Source organism: Domibacillus antri, assembly GCF_001936625.1.
GTDB lineage: Bacteria > Bacillota > Bacilli > Bacillales > Domibacillaceae > Domibacillus > Domibacillus antri.
This window is the reverse complement of the sequence record NZ_MSDU01000003.1, coordinates 153,205-174,400: the sequence shown is the minus strand read 5'-3', so window position 1 is coordinate 174,400 and position 21,196 is coordinate 153,205. Positions and strand designations below refer to the sequence as shown.

The following is a 21,196-nucleotide window of genomic DNA, read 5'->3' as shown; positions in this document are numbered from 1 at the left end:
GTGATAACAAAAGAAATGATCTACCAAAAAACGCCGCAGCAAATTACGGCGCTCCTATATGAAGCAGGACTTAATCAATTCGAAAGCGCCCAAGCCTTTTTAAAAGAAGGCAGACTTGTCGAAGCGAATCGTTCCATGCAAAAAATTAACGATATTCTTGAGCGGCTCGGAGCCGGCATCAATTACGAAGCCGGCATCATTGCCGACCAGCTTGACGCTGTTTACAACTATATCGCTGACGCTGTCATACAGGCCAATCTGCAGAAGGATGCGGCCAAACTGCGTGAAGCGGAGAACCTGTTTCAAATGCTGTCCGACGCCTGGAATGAAGCACTGAAAACCGCGACGGCAAAAGCGCCCGTGAAACGAAAACAAAATGTCTACGAACAACACGTCATCGTCGAAGATCAGCCGACAAATACACTCGAAACGGGGAAGTAATCGATGAGAATTAACCACAATATACAGGCGTTAAATGCCTACCGCAACTTGAATAGCACACATAACGCCACATCCAAAAGCTTAGAAAAACTATCTTCAGGTCTTCGCATCAACCGCGCGGCGGACGACGCGGCGGGGCTCGCCATCTCTGAAAAGATGCGCTCGCAAATCCGCGGTCTTGAAATGGCGGAACGAAATGCATTGGATGCCATTTCACTTATTCAAACAGCAGAAGGCGCCCTTTCGTCTACGCATGCGATTTTACAGCGGATGCGTGAATTGGCGGTCCAGGCTTCAAATGGAACACTAGAAGATACAGATCGTCAAGTCATTCAAGATGAAATCGATCAGCTCACATATGAAATCGACCGGATTGCAAAAACGACACAATTTAACCAAAAAGTATTATTCAGCAGCCAAAAGCAGGCATTTGCCGAAATTAATTCAAATGAAGTCGCTTATGCTGGATCAGGAGGAATATGGTCCGGAACGATTACATCCAGACCAACTAAACCGGCAAAAGTAAATATTGAATTTTCTAGCGGGGCAGGCGCATTGTCCGGCGGAGCAATCGACGGACAAACATTTATCATTAATGGTAAAACATACGAAGTTAATACAAATGGTTCTGGTAATGTGACATTTGGAAGAATAGCTGTCGACATTGCATCGTGGTCCAATTCCGGAACGCAGGCAAGCAAAGCAGCTAATATTAATAAATTGATCACCGCGCTTGGAGCGGCTATAGACAAGGAGGACCCGCTGTTTAATTTTTCGACAGCAATGGCCTCTTCCGGAGCAGTCAACAGTGGAGTCTTAAAGCTTGAAACAACTCAGCCCATGTCCCCTGCAGATGTACAAAATATGATAGGGGATAATGAAGCTGTTTCAACTTCATTATCCGGCAGTGTTAGTTTTAAGAACCCGTACACAACGAGTGGTACAACTACATTAGGTGCAAGTATGACATCAGACACCCCTAAGAATGCTACTCTTTCTTTTAACGACCTTCCATCGGCTGGAGATGAATTAAAGATGGATGGATTGACGATTTATTTTGGCACATTAGGTGTGGCTTATTCATCTGGGAAACTGACAATTGATGTCACGGAATCGGGCTTAACCATCTCATCATTATTAACGAAAATAAAAAGTGGCTTTACTACAGCTCAAAGCAGTGGGGCTATTGCATCCGGTCATTTAATGACGATTTCTAAAAATGCTATAACGTTAAGTACTATTCGGACTGACGATGGCGGTTCAAACGGTCTTGAGTTCAGATTAAAGGACAACGACTACGAAACAGCGATTGAGCATGAATTAACTTTAGGATTTCAAATCGGAGCAAATGAAAAAGAGCGGCTGTCTTTGAGATTTAATGTAATGGATGCATCATCGTTAGGAATCGGCAGAAAAGAAAATCGTATAGATACTACGGCGGTAGGCGTAGAAGCTGTCAAAGGTGTGAATGTGAGCACAACTTCCGGTGCTGAACAGGCGATTACTATTTTCGATAATGCCATTCGTCTTGTTTCCACGGAACGAAGCAAGCTTGGGGCCATTCAAAACCGTCTGGAGCATACGACAACTAACCTTCAAACAGCTGCTGAAAACTTAACCGCATCCGAATCGCGTATCCGCGACCTTGATATGGCAAAAGAGATGACACAATTTACGCGGAATAACATTCTGAATCAGGCCGGACAGGCGATGCTGGCGCAGGCAAATCAGCTTCCGCAGGGTGTGCTGCAGCTTCTTCAATAATCAAACGGGGTGAATGACAATGGAAATACAGCGCATAAATAAAGTATCCCCATCCCGCACTGAGCGAAAAGAGGAACTGGCTAAAGCATCTGTGACTTTTACCGATGTAATCGCTAATAAGCGTCAAAATGCCGCACTTGAAAAAATGAACGGTATGATGAAGGACATCGAAGCGCAAGGAGAAAAGCTGGCCGAGCACCGGACGATTGACGACCTGCGCAAATATAAAAAAATGGTTAAGGAATTTATGGAAGAAGCAGTAAATAGCGGACTTCAATTAGAGGAGCAGCGGGGCTTTAACCGGCGCGGACGGACAAAAATATATAAAATTGTCAAAGAAGTCGACAGCCGGCTGACACAGCTGGCGAATGATGTCATTAATAAAGAAAAGTCACAGCTTGATCTTTTACAGCAGGTCGGAGAAATTCAAGGATTGCTTATCAATATTTACACGTAAAAGGAGGAGCGCTCATGCTTTTGGAGACGCTTGAGAAACAGCTGTCGCTTCATAAAAGCCTGCTGCAGCTCGCTCACTTAAAAACGGACGCGATCAAACAAAACAATATGGACAATTTGAACAAAATTGTCCGGGAAGAGCAAAAGCATGTCGGAGCCATCACCATTCTGGAAAAAAGACGAATGGGTGAATCGGATGAGACAGTCAGTGATATATTGCCGTCACTGCCGCCGGACGAACAAAAGCATGTCGAATGCATCCGCGATGAGTTAATTGGGGTGCTGTTGCAGCTAAAAGAAGTGAATGCTTTGAATTTTGAACTGGTTGAACAGTCATTTCAATTCGTTCAGCTGCAGCTGGATTTGCTTGCTCCGCCTGATGCTGGCACATATGCGCCGGACGGAGATGATGTAAGACCTGCTTCCGGACCGCTTTTCGACTCGAAAGTATAGGAGAGAAAAACTATGAGATCAACCTTTATGGGATTGGAAGTCGCAAAACGCGGCATGTATACGCAGCAAAGCGCCTTGTATGTGACCGGCCATAATATATCCAATGCGAATACTCCAGGGTATTCACGCCAGCGTGTGAATTTTCAAACGACTGAACCGTATCCTGCTGTTGGATTAAATAGACCAAATATTCCTGGCCAAATGGGTACAGGTGTAGAAGCAGCTTCCGTACAGCGTATTAGGGATTCTTTTATTGATCAGCAATACCGTGGAGAAAATACGAAGCTTGGCTACTGGAGTGCGCGTTCAGACGCGTTAACAAAAGTGGAGGACATAGTGAATGAACCGACGGAAGATGGTCTTGCGGCGGTTATGTCTGAAATGTGGCAGTCGCTGCAGGATCTAGCCGGTGCTCCGGAAAATGAAGGAGCGCGCGGTGTCGTTATCGAACGAATACAGTCGGTGACAGATACGTTCAATTACATGTCTGATTCCTTAAAATCCGTTCAATTAGACTTTGGAAATCAAGTAAATGTAACAATAAAGGCAGCCAATGCCGCCATCGCAAAATTGCACGACATTAACCAGCAAATTAAAAAAATCGAGCCAAATGGCTACTTGCCAAATGATCTTTATGATCAGCGGGATCTTCTTGTTGATGAACTCTCTCAATACTTCGCTCTCGAGGTAACACAAGTTAAAAGCGGCGGAAACGCCATGGAAATAGCGGAAGGTGTATATGAAGTCAGCATGATGAATGCGGATGGATCGAAAGTGAAAATTATTGAAGACGATAAATACTTCCAGATTGGATTTAAAAATACAGCGGATAATAAAATGATGAATGGAGTGCCGGACGTGAATACCGGTATTTCAGGAGTCGAAGTATTTATGAAAAATGGTTCAGGAGAATGGGTAGCAGCAACACTTGGTGATACAACAGCAGGCTCTCCTCCGGCAGATGTTTCCTATACTAATGCTGATGGGTCAGCAAAAAGTACAGTAAATTCAATTGATTTTGCCGACGATACGACGGGCCTTCCTACATTCGCGCAAGGAGAACTGCGCGGATTGGTTGAAGGATATGGATATAAAAAAACCTCGGCTGCAACAGAGATAAAGGGCATTTATCCGGATATGCTGGATGAACTGGACCAGCTTGCGGTTACGCTGGCTGCGGTTTTCAATGCTGTTCATGCACATGGAAAAGATTTAGATCAAACAACCGCGGCCAAAGAACTTTTTTCGTTTGATGGTCCTCCGGCTATCACAACGACGAGCTATAAAGGAGCGGCAAGCGCGATTCAATTAACAGCAGGTGTGACGGGAGCAGATATTGCTGCTTCTGTTTCAGGGGATGCTGGTGATGGGAGAAACGCGCTGAACCTTGCAAATGTCTCTTCGATGCTGTTAAATCAGACGACTGTTGAATTGATAGGCGGCGGTTCAGTCAATATAGCCGGGATGAATCTGCCGATTACTAGCGGATCTGTCAATTCTTTTTATGAAGGCGTAATAGGGCGGCTTGGTGTTGATTCCGGGCAGGCGCTTCGAATGGAGCAGAACACGGGAATTTTGCGTGAATCAGTTGAAACGAACCGCCAGTCCATGTCATCTGTTTCACTTGATGAAGAAATGACGAATTTAATTAAATTCCAGCACGCCTATAACGCGGCGGCGCGGAATATTACCATTGTGGATGAAATGCTTGATAAAATTATTAATGGCATGGGCGTTGCCGGCCGTTAAAAAGAGGTGAAGTGAAATGCGCGTAACACAATCAATGCTGTCATCCAATATGCTGAAAAACTTAACATCCAGTCTGGAGCGTCTTGATACATTAAATACACAAGTAGCTACGCAAAAAAAAATTAATCGTCCTTCTGATGATCCGGTGATTGCCATGAAAGGTATTGCATATCGCCGCAGCCTTGTGGAAGTGGAGCAATTCCGCCGCAACTTTGGTGAAGCGTATAACTGGGTTGAAAACTCCGATTCATCACTCGACAAAGCAAGTCTTGCGCTTCAGCGTGTCCGCGAACTCGTCGTCCAAACATCGAATGACACGTATAATGCGGAACAGCGCCAGTCCGCTAAAGCGGAAATCGAACAATTAAAAGAACATCTTGTTGAGCTGGCCAATACAAAATTTGGCGATAAATACTTATTCAATGGTACCGAAACATTGAATAAGCCAGTGGATCTTGAAGCGAATACATTCTCTGAAAATAACAATGCTGTCGAGCTTGAACTTTCCAAAGGCGTGTATATTCAAGTAAACGTCAGTGGAGCAGATGTATTTTCAAGAGATTTGTTTAATACAGTAGACGATGTGATTGCAGAGCTGTCAAAAAATAAGGAAAGTACATCAGGTGAAAACTTGAGTAACTTGCTTAATAATCTCGACGGAAAAATGACAAACATCACCAATGCGCGTGCGGCTATTGGAGCCAGATACAACCGAATTGAACTCATGGATTCGCGGTTGGCGGAGCAGGAAGTCGTCGCATCACGCATCTTGTCGGAAAATGAAGATATTGATTTTGAGAAAGTGGTAACAGAACTGACCGTACAGGAAACAGTTCATAAAGCAGCGCTGTCTGTTTCGTCGCGTATTATCCAGCCGACATTGATGGATTATCTCCGTTAAAGGGAGGCATCATAAATGAATATCTCCACAATTCAAATTCATACGACAAAAGCACAAATTGGCATGACGACAACAGCCGGCCGTCAGTCGATTCAGCAGCCGCCGGCATCGGTTGACATCTGGCAGCCGAAAGCCGACATGACGATTCAAACAAAGGCCGGCTTGATGACGATTGACCAGTCTCAGGCATGGGCGGATATGGACCGGAAACACATTTTTCAGCGTACCCGGGAAATGGCTGCGGAAGGCATGAGAAAAGCATTGGAAGGAACCGGACGGCGCGCCGCGGAAGGACGTGAACTTGCCGACCCGTATAAAGGACGCAATGCAATTGTGGCCCAGGCTGCACGCCACTCGACACGTAACTATGAAACAGAGCCCGGTTTGATTCCATCACATGGCAGTGTGAAACTGAATTACGAGCCGGCTGTCCTCACTATTGACGTACAGGTCCGGCCGGTTGAAAACAACACACGCGCCAACAAGCCGATTATTCATTATCAGCCGGGGGACGTAAATATTCAATTGAAACAGTATGCATCAATTGAATTTCAAGTAGTAAACAAAACGATTTAAAAGGGTGATGATAGTGAAGATTAAAACAAAATATCACGGTGAAAAAGAACTGAAGGAAGCGGATATTTTGACTTTTGCGAATGGACTGCCGGGCTTTAAAGAAGAAAAACAATTCGTTTTGCTCGCTTTTCCGGAAAACAGCGTCTTTTATGCTCTTCAGTCTGTCTCCACACCGGAACTTTGCTTCGTTGTCACAGACCCTTTCTCATTTTTCCTTGATTACAGCATCAAAATCGACGATGCGTCTATCGAAGCGCTCGCAATTGAAAAAGAGGAAGACATCACCCTTTTAAGTATTCTGACCGTGCAGGACCCGTTTGAAAACACAACTGCAAACCTGCAGGCGCCTGTCATCATTAACAAAAAAAATCAAACCGGCCGCCAGCTCATTTTGACCGGCACATCCTATGAAACGCGCCATTCCCTTTTTCCAACCGGCGCCGTAAAGGGGGAATAAGCCGATGCTCGTTCTCACACGCAAACCGGGTGAAGCGCTTATGATTGGGGATGACATTGAAATCACCGTCGTTGCCGTTTCCGGTGACCAAGTCAAGCTAGGCATCAACGCGCCAAAGCATGTTGACATCCACAGGAAAGAAATCTACGTCCAGATTGGCGACGAAAACAAATCCGCTTCAGCTGGTGTAGAAAATTTAGCCGGACTGTTCAAACTCCCGCCGAAATAGCTGCCGAAGGGAGTTTTTTTAGACTTTTTGACAAAGCATCATTTACACGCTTCAACCGCCCCCTGCTGCCTAAAAATATCGGGATATGAAAATGGTAAATATCAAACAATGAAGCTTTCTTCGTGTTCATTCATCCATTTGCTACAAAAATTTTTCAAAAACCATTAAACATTTCCCGTTTTAACCGATATTAACCATGTAAGCAATGTAACAGGGCGGCCGACCTGTTTTTTTGCTGTCAATTTTAAACTGTTCACAAGGATGTGGGCAGTCACACTCAAGGAGGAAACAAAGCATGATTATCAATCATAATATTCAAGCCTTGAACACATACCGCCAATTTGGTGCGGCAAATGCGGCTCAAGGTAAATCAATGGAAAAACTATCTTCAGGTCTTCGCATTAACCGTGCGGGCGACGATGCGGCAGGTCTTGCGATCTCTGAAAAAATGCGCGGACAAATTCGCGGTTTAGACCAAGCGACACGTAATGCTCAAGACAGTATCTCTTTGATTCAAACGGCTGAAGGTGCATTGAACGAAACGCACAGCATTCTACAGCGTATGCGTGAACTATCTGTTCAATCATCCAATGATACAGCGACAGATGCAGACCGTAAAGAGCTTCAAAAAGAAATCTCTCAGTTAAAAGAAGAAATCGACCGTATTTCCAACACAACGGAATTCAATACAAAAAAATTGTTGAACGGTGATCTTTCTGCTGCTAAAACGGCTCAAGGAGACATTTTAAAATCGGCTGCACTTGGCGGTACACAAGTCCTGGGATCTGTTGCTGGTGATCCTTCGGAAAATGCAATTTATATTAGCGGCAGCCAAACATTCACAGTGAATGATTCAGGTGGTGCCACAGCTGCTACAGTCACAATTGCCAGCGGTGTATATACTGCAGCTGAATTGGCGGCTGCTCTAACAAGCGGTCTTAATTCAAAAGCAGCTTATTCAGGTCTTGATGTAACAGTTAGTGGCGGGAAGTTTGTATTTAAAGACAATGGAGCAACAGGTTCTGGAACTGTAACAATTTCGGGTACTATTTTGGGCCGTTTAGGTGTTCCGACAGCTTCAACTACTGTAGCATCAGGTGGTACAACAGCAGCAGCAAATGCCTATGTTAATGATGCTTATAACGTAAACAGTGGAAACAATGAATTTGTCATCAGTGTGAATGGAACGAATCAAACTGTTAAACTTCCATCCGGTACTGATTATAAAGATGAAGCTGCATTAGTAGCAGCGCTAAATACGCAATTGGATGCGAATGGGCAATTAAGTGGAATTACGGCTGCTGTAAGCGGTACTTCTATTAAATTTACGATCGCAGCCACAGATAAAAATGTTTATGAATTTAAATCAGCAGCAGGTGATACTGGCTTAACGCTTATTGGAGTAGCATCCGGAGCAGATCTAGCTAATACGACGGTATTGACTAACTTAGCTGACAAGGATGGAGATTCTCTGGGAGTTAAAGCTGGTGATACAATTTCCATTTCTTTTGAAATTAATGGAACTGCAGGCAGTGCGACATTTAAAGTATCCGGTGCTTCAACAGATGTTCAATTACTAGGCGCCATTAGCGGTGCGTTAAAACTTGCTTCTGGTTCGGTAAGCAGAGATGCAGCTGGTAATATTGTCATTACTGGTGATGCAGGCGAATCAAAAGATTTGCAAAACGTAAAATTATCCATTGCAGGTAATAACAAGTTTAATAACTACATGAGCAACTTCTCAGAAACACAGGATGCGCAGGATAAGACAACAAACAATTCATTGTCATTCCATATCGGTGCTAACCAGGATCAGACAATGAAAGTGGACATTTCTGAAATGTCAGTTGGCTCATTATCGTTGTCTTCTGTAGACATTTCCACACAGCAAGGCGGGGAAAACTCGATCACGGTCATTAATAATGCCCTTGAAAAAGTTTCAGCTGAGCGTTCTAAACTTGGTGCGTTCCAAAACCGTTTGGAGCATTCAATCAACAACCTCGGCACATCTGCTGAAAACTTAACAGCTGCGGAATCACGCATCCGTGACGTGGATATGGCGAAAGAAATGATGAATCAAACGAAGAACTCGATCTTGTCTCAAGCTGCTCAAGCAATGCTTGCGCAAGCGAATCAGGCACCTCAAGGAGTTCTTCAATTGCTTGGTTAATATTAGCTTCGTGAAAAAGGTCTTAGGTATATACCTAAGGCCTTTTTCTAAATGAATGCGGCGATTTTTTACATGAAGGAGGTGCCTGTGTGAGAATCAATCATAATATGATGGCTTTAAATACATATCGGCAATTTTCAAATGCTGTTTTTTCACAATCAAAAGCGATGGAAAAGTTATCGTCCGGTCTTCGCATTAACCGCGCTGGCGACGATGCGGCAGGTCTGGCCATATCTGAAAAAATGAGAGGTCAAATCCGGGGTTTAGAACAAGCGGCCCGCAACGCCCAGGATAGTATATCAATGATACAGACTGCGGAAGGGGCGGCTTCTGTTGTGCACGAGATGCTGCAAAGAGCGAGGGAATTGGCTGTTCAGTCCGCAAATGGCACGTTAACAGACAGTGACCGAAAAGCGCTGAATGATGAGGTAGCACAGCTTAAAGAACAAATCAATAATACCGCCCAAAATACCGAATTTAACACGATCAAATTATTAAACAAGGGAACACCTTTAGGTTCGAATGGCCCGGTGATAACTGGTGTCAGCTCTGAAGTGATTGATGATCTTATGTTCAGGGTGCCGAGGTGGATTGACGACGCCGTGACGACCATTAAAAATAGTTTGGGGATTGATTTTCCAGCAAACAAAGAGTTAACGGTGAAGCTATATTCGAATGCATCCGAGACAAGAGCCGCCTATATGTCGACAGCAGATGGAGGCGCCACTCTTGAGCTTGGTTTAAACTTAGATAAACTATTAGACGCCAACGGACAAATTCCCGCCGGAGAATCTGGCGGTCAATTTGATACGGTCATTGCCCATGAAATTGTCCATGCTGTTCAATATACGGAAATGCCTTCGATTTTAAACGGTGGCATCAGCAATGATGAAAACTGGTTTGTGGAAGGTTTAGCGACGGCGATCCAAGGCGGAAACGGCTTTACTGGTGTGCAAGCCGACAATGGAGCGTTAACGGTCAATACGGCTGCTCCATTTAATGGGGAGTATGATGCAGCATATGCCGCGGTGAAGACGCTGCATGAAATTACCGCAGGCGGCATTAACGCATTTATTGATCGGCTAGAAGCAGGGGATACGTTAGACCAAGCTTTTGCCAATACTACACAGCAAGCACAAGGGGAGTTAGCGGTAATTGCAGATGCTGTTCACCCGCTGAATAATTTTACAACTTCCGCAGACTTTATTAACTGGTTTAATAACAGTGCGGATGTAGATGCGTACTTGACGACAAGCTCAGATTTTGATCCAGCGACTTCGGGGGCTATTTTAAATGGTTCCATCGCAGGCAGTTCTTTTGCCGGCAGCCAGGAGGATACGATTGACAATAATGCAACAATTGATAACGCCGGCGTATTTAACATCAAATTTGATGGAGTGACAGAACAAACGGAAAAGGATACGACAGCGGCTAAAATCGCTTTCCATATTGGTGCGAATTCCGATCAGACAATGAAAATGACGTCTGTTAACTTAACTGCAAGCGGACTTCGTTTAACCGACTGGGATATTTCGAATCAAATCAACAGTGAAATGGCGATTGAAAAGCTGGATCGGGCGATACAAAACGTTTCGAGTGTGAGAAGCTTTTATGGAGCTCTGCAAAACCGGCTGGAGCATGCTATATCCAATCTGCAAAACTCTGCTGAAAACTTAACGGCTGCGGAATCCCGTATCCGTGACGTGGATATGGCAAAAGAGATGATGAACCAAACGAAGAGCTCGATCCTCTCTCAAGCTGCTCAAGCGATGCTTGCGCAGGCGAATCAGGCTCCGCAGGGTGTACTTCAGTTACTTCGTTAATTAAGCAAGAACATAGCACGGTCAAGAAAATCGGCCGTGTTTTTTTGCGCTCAAAAATTCCTGAAACGCGCCGATATAACAGATAGACTATGATAAAATTTAAAACAAAAGCACTTTTGGAGGAATCGTCCTGTGGAGTTTATATTTCAAGAGCAAGTAATCCAGTTTGACCAAGATCCGACTGTTGAACAAATTATTGAACAAATCAATACATGGCTGAATAACTCTTATTATTTCAGCCATCTCATTGTAGATGGAGTGAATGTATATGAGGAGCCTGAACAATATTTGACTGAAAATCTCGGAAGTATTGATAAACTTGAAATCGTCGCCCGGACAGCGAAAGAATTCACGAATGAGATTTTATTGTCGGCAGAAAATTACCTGCAAGGAGCTATACCGGAATTAACAAAGCTTTCAGATGGTTTTTATAACAACCCTGCTTCCGATACCTGGGATGATTTTGGCGATATGCTGGAAGGGATGCAATGGCTGAATCAGATTATCGTTTCGATCGATCAACTGCCGAAACAGCCGCAAAACTGGGATGAGTATTTGAAACTGGCTGCAACACTTGAAGTTGAGCTGAAAAATCTGGAAGAAGCAATGGAAAACAGTGATAACGTTTTAATCGGCGACATTATTCAGTATGAGATGGCGCCGCTTTACGAAGCGTTCGAAAAAGAAATACAAACAACGATTGATACAGAGGGATCACGCCATGATGTTAATTGATAACCGCAATTATTTACGCGTTCACCAGCGCCCGCTGCTTGAACAATTGGCAAAATGGGAGTCGGAAGAAAAGGAAATGGTGGAAATTGAGCCATCCCGCAAAGGTGTGCCAACGGCTAAAATGATCATCGACGGCAAACCGCAGTACATTCACAGTAAGTATGATCCGGAAGCGGAAGCGGAAAAGTTAATCGGACAGCTTGAAAATATCGGCAGCTATAATCATATTTTATTTATCGGTGCCGGCCTCGGCTACCATATTCAGGCGCTGTTATCTCAGCACCCAGAGATGAGCTATTCCATTTATGAGCCTAATATGGAAATGCTGTATCATTTTTTGTCTCACCAAAACATCGGCCATTTTCCGAAAGCAACGCTGAGAACTATCATCACAACAGCAAATGAAAGCGAGTTAAAGCAGGAAGTCGAACAGCTTCATCAAACACTCGATACGAAAACCTTTGTCTTTACATTACCGGCATGCGCCAAGCAATATGAAAAAGAGCAAAAGATCATGATGGAATCGGTCAAAGAACTGCTGAAAGGAAAGCGGAGCAACCTGGCTACCAGTTTCTCATTTCAAAAGCGCTGGACCATCAATTCAATCAAAAACTTTCCGGAAGTGCTGCAAACCCCTAATATTTTGCACGATATCGATAAAGAAGCATTTAAAGGTAAACCGGCCATTATTGCGGCGGCGGGTCCATCACTTTCGGAAGAGTTTGAGAACCTGCGCTATATAAAAGAAAATGGACTGGCATATATCTTTTCAGTAGGTTCAGCTATTAATGCGCTCATTGCACATGATATTTACCCGGATGCCATTTGTACATATGACCCGCAAAGTCATAATGTAAAGGTCATTGAAGTAATTCAAAAGTTAAATATAAAAGAAATCCCGCTTGTTTTTGGGAGCAGTGTAGGATACGAAACGCTAGAAGGGTATCCAGGGTCCAAACTTCATATGATTACAAATCAAGATACAGTGTCACCCTACTATTTAAAGGGAACAGGGGAAATTAATATTGTTCTTGATGCGCCGACGATTGCTGTAATCACATTCCAGCTGTTAAAAATGCTTGGCTGCGGCCCGATCATACTGGCTGGTCAAAACCTTTCATATAAAAGCAACGAAAGGTATGCGAAAGGGATTCAATATGAAAACTTGTCTAATCAATTGACCGCTAATGAGATAAATAATTTAGTATCGATTCCTGGAGTAGATGGACAACATGTTCAAGCGAACGAAGGATTCATCAATATGAGAAGGCAATTGGAGATGTATATTAGCCTGTTTTCAGATCTGGAAGTAATTAACACAACAAGTGGAGGCGCTCATATCGAAGGAACCTCATTTATGCCGATGAGTGAATTGATTGAAAAAAGATTGCAGGAACCGCATATTGTGCAGCCAAATTGGTATATTGGCGAAAACAGCTATAACCTGAAAGGTGTTGACCATCAGAAAAAGCAAATGCGTCTTCATAAGAAACGGCTGAATGAAGCAATAGATGATGCAGTAAAAGAGCTTCGTAAAATTGATACAGCGGTTAAAACAAACCGGACCGCTCATTTGGAGAAAAACTTTACCCGATTTGACAAAGAATTTAATACAGTGAGCAATAATCCATTTTTCAAGGTGTTTATTGAGCCGATGGTCCGAGTCCATATTGAACGGTTAAAAGAGGAATCACAGGCGATCCGCTTTGAAAAGAACCTCCATAAAAAAGGAGAGAAAATTGCCCATTTATTTGCGGGATTCTTAATGGATTGTAAGGGTCATATCCAAGCAGTATCGCCCATTGTAAGTGAACTGGATAAGGAAATAGAAGCGTTAGCTGAACAACAAATTAATGGATAGTGGTGACGTGACGATGTTAAGCGGAAAAACAATTTTAGTAACGGGCGGAACAGGCTCATTTGGTCAAAAATTTATTAAAAAGGTCCTGAAACAAGACGTAAATAAGGTTATCGTCTTTAGCCGCGATGAATTAAAACAATACGAGATGGCACAGGAGTTTACGGATCCGCGCATGCGCTTTTTCATTGGGGATGTCCGTGACAAAGAAAGACTGTACCGGGCATTTGACGGCGTTGATATTGTAATCCATGCAGCTGCATTAAAGCATGTCGGCGCATGTGAATACAACCCGTTTGAAGCGATTAAAACGAATATTCATGGCGCGCAAAATATCGTCGAGGCGGCTATTGACCGTAATGTGGAAAAAGTGATTGCGCTCAGCACGGACAAAGCGGCAAGTCCCGTTAACCTTTACGGGGCTACTAAGCTTGCATCCGACAAATTATTTGTCGCTGCCAATTCTTATGTTGGTGAAAAAAAGACGATGTTTTCAGTCGTACGCTATGGAAACGTAGTCGGCAGCAGGGGCAGTGTTGTGCCGTTTTTTAAGAAAGTCAAGGAAACGGGAAGGCTGCCGATTACAGATGAGCGAATGACCCGTTTTTGGATCACACTCGATCAAGGGGTTCAGTTTGTGCTGGATAACTTAGAGAGAATGCATGGCGGCGAAATCTTTGTGCCGAAAATTCCAAGTATGAAAGTGACTGATCTTGCCAAAGCAATAGGACCGGAATGCGAGATTGATATTATTGGGATTCGTCCGGGAGAGAAACTTCATGAAGCGATGATTATGGAAGATGATGCGCGACATACGAAAGAGTTCGATTCTTATTATGTCATTCAGCCGGAATTTCCTTGGTGGTCGGATGAATTTACTGCTGAAGGAAAAGAACTAGAGGACGGATTTAAATATACGAGTGATACGAATGAGTATTGGCTGACGGTTGAACAATTACGGGAATTGGTTGAAGAAATGTAGTATTTTGCTGCATTTCTTTTTTAGGAGGAACAATCATGCGCGATACATATTTGCCTTACGGGCGGCAGTGGATTGAAGAGCAGGATATTGAAGCGGTCATTCAAGTATTAAAAAGCGATTACTTAACAACAGGTCCTGCAATCATAAATTTTGAACGAAAAGTAGCAGAATATGTTGGCACTGAATATGCGGTTGCCTTTGCGAATGGTACAGCTGCTCTTCACGGCGCCTGCTATGCTGCTGGAATTGGTGCAGGAGATGAAGTGATCACCACACCGATGACATTTGCGGCCAGTGCGAACTGTGTACTGTATCAGGAGGGTACTGTGGTTTTTGCCGACATTGATCCGAAAACATACAATATTGATCCGTCGGAGATCGAAAAGAACATTACTGATAAGACAAAAGCTATTATTCCTGTTGATTTTACTGGGCAGCCTGCAGAAATTGACCGTATTCATGACATTGCCGGAAAGTATAACCTAATCGTGATTGAAGATGCAGCTCATGCAATTGGGGCAGTGTATAAAGGAAAAAAAGTCGGTTCCCTCAGCGATATGACGATGTTCAGCTTCCATCCGGTGAAGCATATCACATCCGGTGAAGGTGGTATGATAGTCACAAACAACAAAGAATATTACCAAAAACTGATTCAATTCCGTTCACACGGCATTACACGTGACTCTGCGCTTCTAAAAGACAACCATGGCCCTTGGTATTATGAGATGCAATTTCTTGGATATAATTACCGTATGACAGATATTCAGGCAGCTTTGGGGGTAAGCCAAATGAATCGGCTTAATCAGTTTGTATCCAGACGAAAAGAAATTGTCGCAGCTTATAACGAGGCATTTAAAGACATGTCGCAGCTTATAACACCTTATCAACATCCAAGCAGCGACTCAAGCTGGCATTTATACGTGATTCGTTTAAAACTGGATCAATTAACAGTAGATCGGAAAGCCATATTTGAAGAAATCCAAAAACGAAAAATTGGCGTGAATGTTCATTATATTCCGGTTCATACACTCCCGTATTATCAGAAAATTGGCTATCAGAAAGGCTCGCTGCCGAATGCAGAAAAGTTATATGAAGAAATCATATCGCTGCCGCTTTTCCCGGCGATGACTGAAAAAGATATAACCGATGTAATATCGGCAGTGAAAGAAACTTTGGAGAAATATACAAAATGAACACAACTGCTATTATTCAGGCACGCATGGGGTCAACACGTCTTCCAGGGAAAATTTTAAAACAGGTTAATGGAAAAACCTTGTTAGAGTATCAAACGGAACGTGTTAAACAATCAAATGAAATTGATCAAATCATTATTGCAACAACGGTAAAAGAAAGTGACGAGCCGATTGTTGATTTTTGTGATGCGCATGGCATCGCCTGTTACAGAGGTTCTGAAGAAGATGTCTTATCCCGCTATTACGAAGCGGCTCAGCAATTTGAAGCGGATATCATTGTACGGTTAACATCGGACTGTCCGATTATTGACCCTGCTGTTATGGACCGTGTTGTTCGTTATTATAAAGATCATCAACCGCAATACGATTATGTATCCAATACCATTGAGCGAACTTATCCGCGGGGAATGGATACGGAAGTGTTTTCCTATGAGGTATTAAAAACGGCTTATGAACAAGCTGTTTTTCCTCGTGATCGTGAACACGTCACGGCCTATCTTTACACTAATCCTGAACAATTTCGAATTGGCCGCGTGAAGCAGAATCAGGATTATTCTAATTACCGCTGGACGGTTGATACGGTGGAAGATTTTGAACTGATTAAGCTTATTTTAAATGAACTGTATCAGCCAGATAGATTATTCTCTTTGACAGATGTGATCGCATTACTCGAAAAATATCCGCAATGGAATCAAATAAATGAACACATAGAACAAAAAAAATTGTAGGTGAAGATATGAACGTCATCATTCGTACAGATGCTTCAGTTGAAATCGGAACAGGACATGTTATGAGATGCTTAACACTTGCCAATCAATTTAAAAAAAATAACGTTAATGTTTCATTTGTTTGCAGAGCCTTCACCGGCAACCTTATTTCTCTTATTAAAGACCAAGGTTTTGCTATCCATGTTCTTCCCGCTATGACCGATCAATATCATTGGCAGTGGATCAAGGAAAATTGGGCAAAAGACGCACAAGAAACACAACGCTTCATCCATCAGATGGACAGTGAAGTGGATCTATTGATTGTTGATCATTATGAATTGAATATAAAATGGGAAGAAGCCATTCGATCATCAGTGAAATACATTATGGTGATGGACGATCTTGCAAATCGCCCTCATAACTGCCACATCCTTTTGGATCAAAATTATTACCTGGATAGTGAAAAAAGGTATGAAAAGTTAGTGCCGCATTCATGTATGCAGCTGATCGGTCCAAATTATGCTCTGCTGCGTGAAGAATTTTTAATACTTGATCCGTTAAAGACAGATCGGGATGGAACAATTAAAAACATTCTTGTCTTTTTCGGGGGCACAGATCCAACCGGGGAAACTATTAAAGCGCTAAAAGCATTACATTATTTAAATAAAAAAGATATTACTGTCAATGTGGTTTTAGGAAGCAGCAACCCGAGAAAAGAATGTATAAAAGAATTTTGTGCTAAAATGACAAACGTGCATTATCACAGTCAAATCAACTATATGGCGAAATTAATGGTGCAAGCTGATCTGGCCATTGGAGCGGGAGGATCTACATCATGGGAGCGGTGCTATCTTGGACTTCCTGCCATTACGATTATATTAGCGGACAATCAAAAAGAATTGACGGAAGCAGTGACCAGTTTTGGAGCGATGTATTGTCTTGGCGAGAGCCAGAATGTCACACCGGCTCATATTATGGATAAGATTCGCGAATTATGCGATCATCCAAGAGAAGTGATGAATATGACTCGAAAATGCCGTGAATTGATGAATCCCGATGTTTTGAAAGAGCAGTTAGCTGTGAAAAAAATAATGGAGCTGTGCGCTAAATGAGCTTTATTTCAAAAGCAGTATTAAAGGATATTGAAGAGAAAGATTTAAAACGAATTTTAGAATGGCGAAACCAAGAATGGATTCGAAGAGTTATGTATCATAGTGAAGAGATCTCAATGGAACAGCATCTAAGTTGGTTTAAGAATCTTCAAAGCAGTGAAACGGCCGTCACAAAACTATTTTATTATGATGGAATTCCATATGGTGTTCTGAACGTAAACAACATACATTCTCAGCATAGCCGCTGTGAGTGGGGCTTCTACATCGGGGAGCAAAACACGCCTAAAGGAATGGGAACCATATTAGGATTTACAGCATTGCATTACATCTTTAACGAACTTAATATACGTAAACTTTGTGCAGAGGTTATTGGTTCAAATCAAAAAAGCAGAGCATTTCATGAAAAAATGGGTTTTTCCGGGGAAGGAATTTTAAGAAAACACATAATCAAAGATGAAAAAGAAGAAGATGTCTTTTTATATGGAATGTTCCAATATGAATGGAACGAATGGTCATTACGTATTCTAAGATTAATTGAAGGAAGGTATATATGAATACAATTACAGTGGACGGTGTTCAAATCGGGATAGAACATAAACCGTTTATCATCGCCGAGATGTCCGGCAACCACAATCAGTCATTGGACCGTGCACTTGAGATTGTGGAAGCTGCAGCGAAGTCAGGTGTGCATGCGCTGAAGATTCAGACATATACAGCGGATACGATGACATTAAATATTGAAAATCCGGATTTTAAAATAAATGATCAAGACAGTCTATGGGACGGACAAAATTTGTACCAGCTGTATCAGCAGGCCTATACACCATGGGAATGGCATGAACCAATTTTTGACCGTGCCCGTGAGCTGGGAATGATTCCATTCAGCACCCCGTTTGATGAAACAGCTGTAGATTTCTTAGAAGAACTCGATGTGCCAATGTACAAAATCGCGTCGTTTGAAAATACGGATATCCCGCTCATCAAAAAAGTCGCCGCAACCGGCAAGCCGATGATTGTGTCGACCGGCATGGCCACAGTGGCAGAACTTGATGAGCTTGTCCGCGCTGCACGGGAAGCAGGCTGTCAAGATCTCATTCTGTTAAAATGCACCAGCACGTATCCGGCTACCCCTGAAAATACAAACATTTCAACCATTCCGCATATGAGAGAGTTGTTCAACGTGCAAGTTGGCCTTTCTGATCATACGATGGGAACGGGTGTCGCGGTTGCGAGCGTCGCATTAGGGGCAACGGTCATCGAAAAGCACTTTACACTATCCCGTATGGATGGCGGCGTTGATTCCGCTTTTTCTATGGAACCGGATGAAATGAAAGCACTGGTTGTGGAAGCAGAACGCGCATGGCAGGCAATGGGTCAGATTAAATATGGACCGACTGAAAAAGAAAAAGCTTCATTGAAATTTAGACGATCGATTTATGTGGCTAAAGATATTAAAGCTGGTGAGAAACTCACAAAAGAAAATATTAAAATTGTGCGTCCTGGTTATGGACTTGAACCTCGATATTTACATATTGTGCTTGGGAAGACAGTTAAGAGGGATCTTTCTAGGGGTATACCTCTAAGCTTAGAGGTATTGCTTTGAATAGGAGAAAATTTTAAGAAAGAGGGTGTTACTATCCTCTTTCTTAAAGTATGTATCGTTATCTCTTTTTCAGTAAAAACCATGTTGTATCATCTTGTGGAAAATTATAATCTCTATGATAGACAAAGCCATAATCGACTAACTCAAGGTCAGGATATTTATCCAGCATTTCGCCGGCAAAGTCACGTTTAAATAATTTACCTTCGTGCCCTCGATAGTCTATTTCAACCGGAGTTGGGTTGTAGTATTCAGCAATACAAATGTATTTGCTGCTTGATTTGTAGAGTCGCTCGTAAACATCTTTTAAAAAATCAGGGTTGATATGAATGAGAACACCTTTAATTAACACAAAGTCATATTGATCATTTGCGGTATAATCTAAAATAGATTGATTGTAAATTTCAATATTGCCAAGCTGTTCTAAATATTTAACAGCATCAGGATTAATCTCAATCGCAGATAAATTTGCAGAAGGAAGAAGTTCTCTGATGGCTTTTAAATTTAAACCAATGTTTGATCCGAATTCAATAACGGAGTTCACGCTGTGCGTTCGGGATAAAATTGTTGAAAACAGCGGGATATTTACGGAGTGGTTTTGATTTCGTTGAATATATTCTTTGCCGAAATCCTCCGCCCAAAACTTTTCTTGCTCTGTTTTAAATTCAGACATTTAAAAATCCTCCTAATAATAGTGAAATTCTCTCATTTTCACTATTATACTATAGAGCCGATGAGCAAAACTATTCTTTGTATAATAAAAGGATATTTTATATGCAAACAGTAAAATATAGAGAAAATTTATAAAAGTAATATTATATTGAAAGAGAGCAATACATAGAAGCGTATCATAAATCAATGTCTTCAGAACAAAAAGGTGTTTTACAATTAAAATTGTAGAGGTGTAGAGATGAATAAATTAGCACTATTGAATAAAGTGAAAGAAATTTATTCTAATAACCAAAACGTAATAGCTTACCTTAAGAATTTGAACAACGAAGATAAAAATAGCTTAGAAGATATACTGATCAGTTATGATTTTCAGGCGGGTTCTTACATCAAAGGATACGAAAATAATCCAACAATAAAAGATGCATATTGTGACTATTTATCCAACATTATTAATAATATAGGAGAGTATGATTCGATTCTTGAAGGGGGTGTTGGGGAAGCAACTACTTTAGGAGTTACGCTTTCTAAATTGGATAAAAAGCCGAAGAATTCGTATGGTTTTGATATTTCCTGGTCAAGAATTAAGTATGCGGAAAAATTTATCAAAACAAGAAAATTGGACAATGTTCATTTATTTACAGGTGATCTGTTTAATATGCCTTTAAAAGACAATTCGATCGATATTGTTTATACATCCCATTCGATTGAACCAAATGGCGGCAGGGAAGAAGAAGCGTTAAAAGAATTGTACCGTGTCACAAATAAATATTTGATTTTACTTGAACCGTCATACGAATTTGCCGATGAAACAGCCAGGGCACGAATGAAAAAGCATGGCTATGTAACAAATTTGTATGAAACGGCAAAAAATCTCGGTTACAAAATTTTAGAGCATCGCTTATTTGAAGTGAGCTCAAATCCTTTGAACCCAACTGGCTTAATAATCATTGAAAAAGAAGCAGGAGAAACCATTGCCAATCCGATATGCTGCCCGGTTACGAAGACAGAGATTATCAAAAAGAACAATGCTTATTTTTCTCAAGACAGTCTGCTAGCCTATCCCATTATAGACAATATTCCTTGTTTATTAACGCAGAATGCGATTATTGCGACGAAGTTTTTAGATTGAAATCAGGCTGGTAAAAGTGTCAGCTCTCTGCTGCTGTAACACGGTGAGGCACTGGCGCCAATTCCACAAAACGGCACTTCCATCCAGTTGTGGAGGAGTGCCGTTTTTCGCATTCATGCCGAGAAGTTCAGTATCTGTCCGAGCCTATTATCTTCATTTTCTGCGTCGCGAAGTAAGTTTACAGTAGAA

General features: G+C 42.1%; 21 protein-coding genes. 20 read left to right on the top strand and 1 reads right to left on the bottom strand.

The genetic code is table 11. The features are described 5' to 3' along the window. From fliS to pseI, 19 genes are all read left to right on the top strand, one after another. On the top strand, positions 1-441 hold the full coding sequence (fliS, locus tag BTO30_RS01100) for a flagellar export chaperone FliS (protein ID WP_245796274.1): 441 nt from the start codon (positions 1-3) through the stop codon (positions 439-441). Positions 442-444: 3 nt separating this feature from the next. Beyond that, positions 445-2,205, top strand: a complete 1,761-nt coding sequence (locus BTO30_RS17800) for a flagellin N-terminal helical domain-containing protein (RefSeq protein ID WP_075396862.1) — start codon at positions 445-447, stop codon at positions 2,203-2,205. Between the two features lie 19 nt (positions 2,206-2,224). Then, positions 2,225-2,662 carry a YaaR family protein gene (locus BTO30_RS01090; RefSeq protein ID WP_075396861.1) on the top strand — a complete coding sequence of 146 codons (438 nt, stop codon included), beginning with the start codon at positions 2,225-2,227 and terminating at the stop codon, positions 2,660-2,662. Positions 2,663-2,676: 14 nt separating this feature from the next. Then, positions 2,677-3,114 carry a flagellar protein FlgN gene (locus tag BTO30_RS01085; protein ID WP_075396860.1) on the top strand — a complete coding sequence of 146 codons (438 nt, stop codon included), beginning with the start codon at positions 2,677-2,679 and terminating at the stop codon, positions 3,112-3,114. Between the two features lie 12 nt (positions 3,115-3,126). Beyond that, on the top strand, positions 3,127-4,863 hold the full coding sequence (gene flgK / locus BTO30_RS01080; protein WP_075396859.1) for a flagellar hook-associated protein FlgK: 1,737 nt from the start codon (positions 3,127-3,129) through the stop codon (positions 4,861-4,863). 16 nt (positions 4,864-4,879) lie between these two features. Beyond that, positions 4,880-5,764: a flagellar hook-associated protein FlgL gene (gene flgL, locus BTO30_RS01075; RefSeq protein ID WP_075396858.1), complete on the top strand. Its 885-nt coding sequence runs from the start codon at positions 4,880-4,882 to the stop codon at positions 5,762-5,764. Positions 5,765-5,779: 15 nt separating this feature from the next. Beyond that, on the top strand, positions 5,780-6,340 hold the full coding sequence (locus BTO30_RS01070) for a DUF6470 family protein (protein ID WP_075396857.1): 561 nt from the start codon (positions 5,780-5,782) through the stop codon (positions 6,338-6,340). 13 nt (positions 6,341-6,353) lie between these two features. Next, on the top strand, positions 6,354-6,797 hold the full coding sequence (gene fliW / locus BTO30_RS01065) for a flagellar assembly protein FliW (RefSeq protein ID WP_075396856.1): 444 nt from the start codon (positions 6,354-6,356) through the stop codon (positions 6,795-6,797). Positions 6,798-6,801: 4 nt separating this feature from the next. Next, complete coding sequence (csrA, locus tag BTO30_RS01060) at positions 6,802-7,026, top strand: carbon storage regulator CsrA (RefSeq protein ID WP_075396855.1); 225 nt, start codon at positions 6,802-6,804, stop codon at positions 7,024-7,026. 295 nt (positions 7,027-7,321) lie between these two features. Further along, complete coding sequence (locus BTO30_RS17795; RefSeq protein ID WP_075396854.1) at positions 7,322-9,196, top strand: flagellin N-terminal helical domain-containing protein; 1,875 nt, start codon at positions 7,322-7,324, stop codon at positions 9,194-9,196. A gap of 89 nt (positions 9,197-9,285) precedes the next feature. Then, complete coding sequence (locus BTO30_RS01050; protein ID WP_075396853.1) at positions 9,286-11,019, top strand: flagellinolysin; 1,734 nt, start codon at positions 9,286-9,288, stop codon at positions 11,017-11,019. A 132-nt stretch (positions 11,020-11,151) separates the two neighbouring features. Beyond that, positions 11,152-11,754: a DUF8042 domain-containing protein gene (locus BTO30_RS01045; protein WP_075396852.1), complete on the top strand. Its 603-nt coding sequence runs from the start codon at positions 11,152-11,154 to the stop codon at positions 11,752-11,754. Next, positions 11,741-13,615: a motility associated factor glycosyltransferase family protein gene (locus BTO30_RS01040; protein WP_075396851.1), complete on the top strand. Its 1,875-nt coding sequence runs from the start codon at positions 11,741-11,743 to the stop codon at positions 13,613-13,615. Before BTO30_RS01045 ends, BTO30_RS01040 begins: the two co-directional genes overlap by 14 nt. A 13-nt stretch (positions 13,616-13,628) precedes the next feature. Beyond that, positions 13,629-14,594, top strand: coding sequence for a UDP-N-acetylglucosamine 4,6-dehydratase (inverting) (gene pseB, locus BTO30_RS01035; RefSeq protein ID WP_075396850.1), 966 nt, complete (start codon positions 13,629-13,631; stop codon positions 14,592-14,594). Positions 14,595-14,629: 35 nt separating this feature from the next. Next, positions 14,630-15,787, top strand: coding sequence for a UDP-4-amino-4,6-dideoxy-N-acetyl-beta-L-altrosamine transaminase (gene pseC / locus BTO30_RS01030; RefSeq protein ID WP_075396849.1), 1,158 nt, complete (start codon positions 14,630-14,632; stop codon positions 15,785-15,787). Continuing rightward, positions 15,784-16,515 (top strand): cytidylyltransferase domain-containing protein, encoded by a 732-nt coding sequence (locus tag BTO30_RS01025; RefSeq protein ID WP_075396848.1) that lies wholly within the window; start codon positions 15,784-15,786, stop codon positions 16,513-16,515. Before pseC ends, BTO30_RS01025 begins: the two co-directional genes overlap by 4 nt. Before the next feature lie 8 nt (positions 16,516-16,523). After that, positions 16,524-17,606, top strand: coding sequence for a UDP-2,4-diacetamido-2,4,6-trideoxy-beta-L-altropyranose hydrolase (gene pseG, locus BTO30_RS01020; protein WP_075396847.1), 1,083 nt, complete (start codon positions 16,524-16,526; stop codon positions 17,604-17,606). Continuing rightward, positions 17,603-18,160, top strand: coding sequence for a UDP-4-amino-4,6-dideoxy-N-acetyl-beta-L-altrosamine N-acetyltransferase (gene pseH / locus BTO30_RS01015; protein WP_075396846.1), 558 nt, complete (start codon positions 17,603-17,605; stop codon positions 18,158-18,160). Before pseG ends, pseH begins: the two co-directional genes overlap by 4 nt. Then, on the top strand, positions 18,157-19,209 hold the full coding sequence (gene pseI / locus BTO30_RS01010; RefSeq protein WP_075396845.1) for a pseudaminic acid synthase: 1,053 nt from the start codon (positions 18,157-18,159) through the stop codon (positions 19,207-19,209). The genes pseH and pseI overlap by 4 nt, the downstream gene beginning before the upstream one ends. Before the next feature lie 58 nt (positions 19,210-19,267). Here the strand turns inward: pseI and BTO30_RS01005 are convergent, their stop codons facing one another. Continuing rightward, complete coding sequence (locus BTO30_RS01005) at positions 19,268-19,879, bottom strand: pseudaminic acid biosynthesis-associated methylase (RefSeq protein ID WP_075396844.1); 612 nt, start codon at positions 19,877-19,879, stop codon at positions 19,268-19,270. A 237-nt stretch (positions 19,880-20,116) separates the two neighbouring features. Between BTO30_RS01005 and BTO30_RS01000 the strand changes: the two genes are divergently transcribed. Then, entirely contained in the window at positions 20,117-21,007 is an 891-nt protein-coding gene (locus tag BTO30_RS01000; RefSeq protein WP_075396843.1) for a methyltransferase domain-containing protein, read from the top strand. Positions 21,008-21,196 lie beyond the last annotated feature (189 nt).

What these genes read in the sequence shown, in the direction of transcription:
- BTO30_RS17800 (WP_075396862.1), top strand. Translation starts at nt 445, where the DNA reads ATGAGAATTAACCACAATATACAGGCGTTAAATGCCTACCGCAACTTG.
- flgK (WP_075396859.1), top strand. Translation starts at nt 3,127, where the DNA reads ATGAGATCAACCTTTATGGGATTGGAAGTCGCAAAACGCGGCATGTAT.
- csrA (WP_075396855.1), top strand. Translation starts at nt 6,802, where the DNA reads ATGCTCGTTCTCACACGCAAACCGGGTGAAGCGCTTATGATTGGGGAT.
- BTO30_RS17795 (WP_075396854.1), top strand. Translation starts at nt 7,322, where the DNA reads ATGATTATCAATCATAATATTCAAGCCTTGAACACATACCGCCAATTT.
- flgL (WP_075396858.1), top strand. Translation starts at nt 4,880, where the DNA reads ATGCGCGTAACACAATCAATGCTGTCATCCAATATGCTGAAAAACTTA.
- pseC (WP_075396849.1), top strand. Translation starts at nt 14,630, where the DNA reads ATGCGCGATACATATTTGCCTTACGGGCGGCAGTGGATTGAAGAGCAG.
- BTO30_RS01025 (WP_075396848.1), top strand. Translation starts at nt 15,784, where the DNA reads ATGAACACAACTGCTATTATTCAGGCACGCATGGGGTCAACACGTCTT.
- BTO30_RS01005 (WP_075396844.1), bottom strand. Translation starts at nt 19,879, where the DNA reads ATGTCTGAATTTAAAACAGAGCAAGAAAAGTTTTGGGCGGAGGATTTC.
- BTO30_RS01070 (WP_075396857.1), top strand. Translation starts at nt 5,780, where the DNA reads ATGAATATCTCCACAATTCAAATTCATACGACAAAAGCACAAATTGGC.
- pseG (WP_075396847.1), top strand. Translation starts at nt 16,524, where the DNA reads ATGAACGTCATCATTCGTACAGATGCTTCAGTTGAAATCGGAACAGGA.
- pseH (WP_075396846.1), top strand. Translation starts at nt 17,603, where the DNA reads ATGAGCTTTATTTCAAAAGCAGTATTAAAGGATATTGAAGAGAAAGAT.
- BTO30_RS01090 (WP_075396861.1), top strand. Translation starts at nt 2,225, where the DNA reads ATGGAAATACAGCGCATAAATAAAGTATCCCCATCCCGCACTGAGCGA.
- pseB (WP_075396850.1), top strand. Translation starts at nt 13,629, where the DNA reads ATGTTAAGCGGAAAAACAATTTTAGTAACGGGCGGAACAGGCTCATTT.
- BTO30_RS01085 (WP_075396860.1), top strand. Translation starts at nt 2,677, where the DNA reads ATGCTTTTGGAGACGCTTGAGAAACAGCTGTCGCTTCATAAAAGCCTG.
- pseI (WP_075396845.1), top strand. Translation starts at nt 18,157, where the DNA reads ATGAATACAATTACAGTGGACGGTGTTCAAATCGGGATAGAACATAAA.
- BTO30_RS01000 (WP_075396843.1), top strand. Translation starts at nt 20,117, where the DNA reads ATGAATAAATTAGCACTATTGAATAAAGTGAAAGAAATTTATTCTAAT.
- BTO30_RS01040 (WP_075396851.1), top strand. Translation starts at nt 11,741, where the DNA reads ATGATGTTAATTGATAACCGCAATTATTTACGCGTTCACCAGCGCCCG.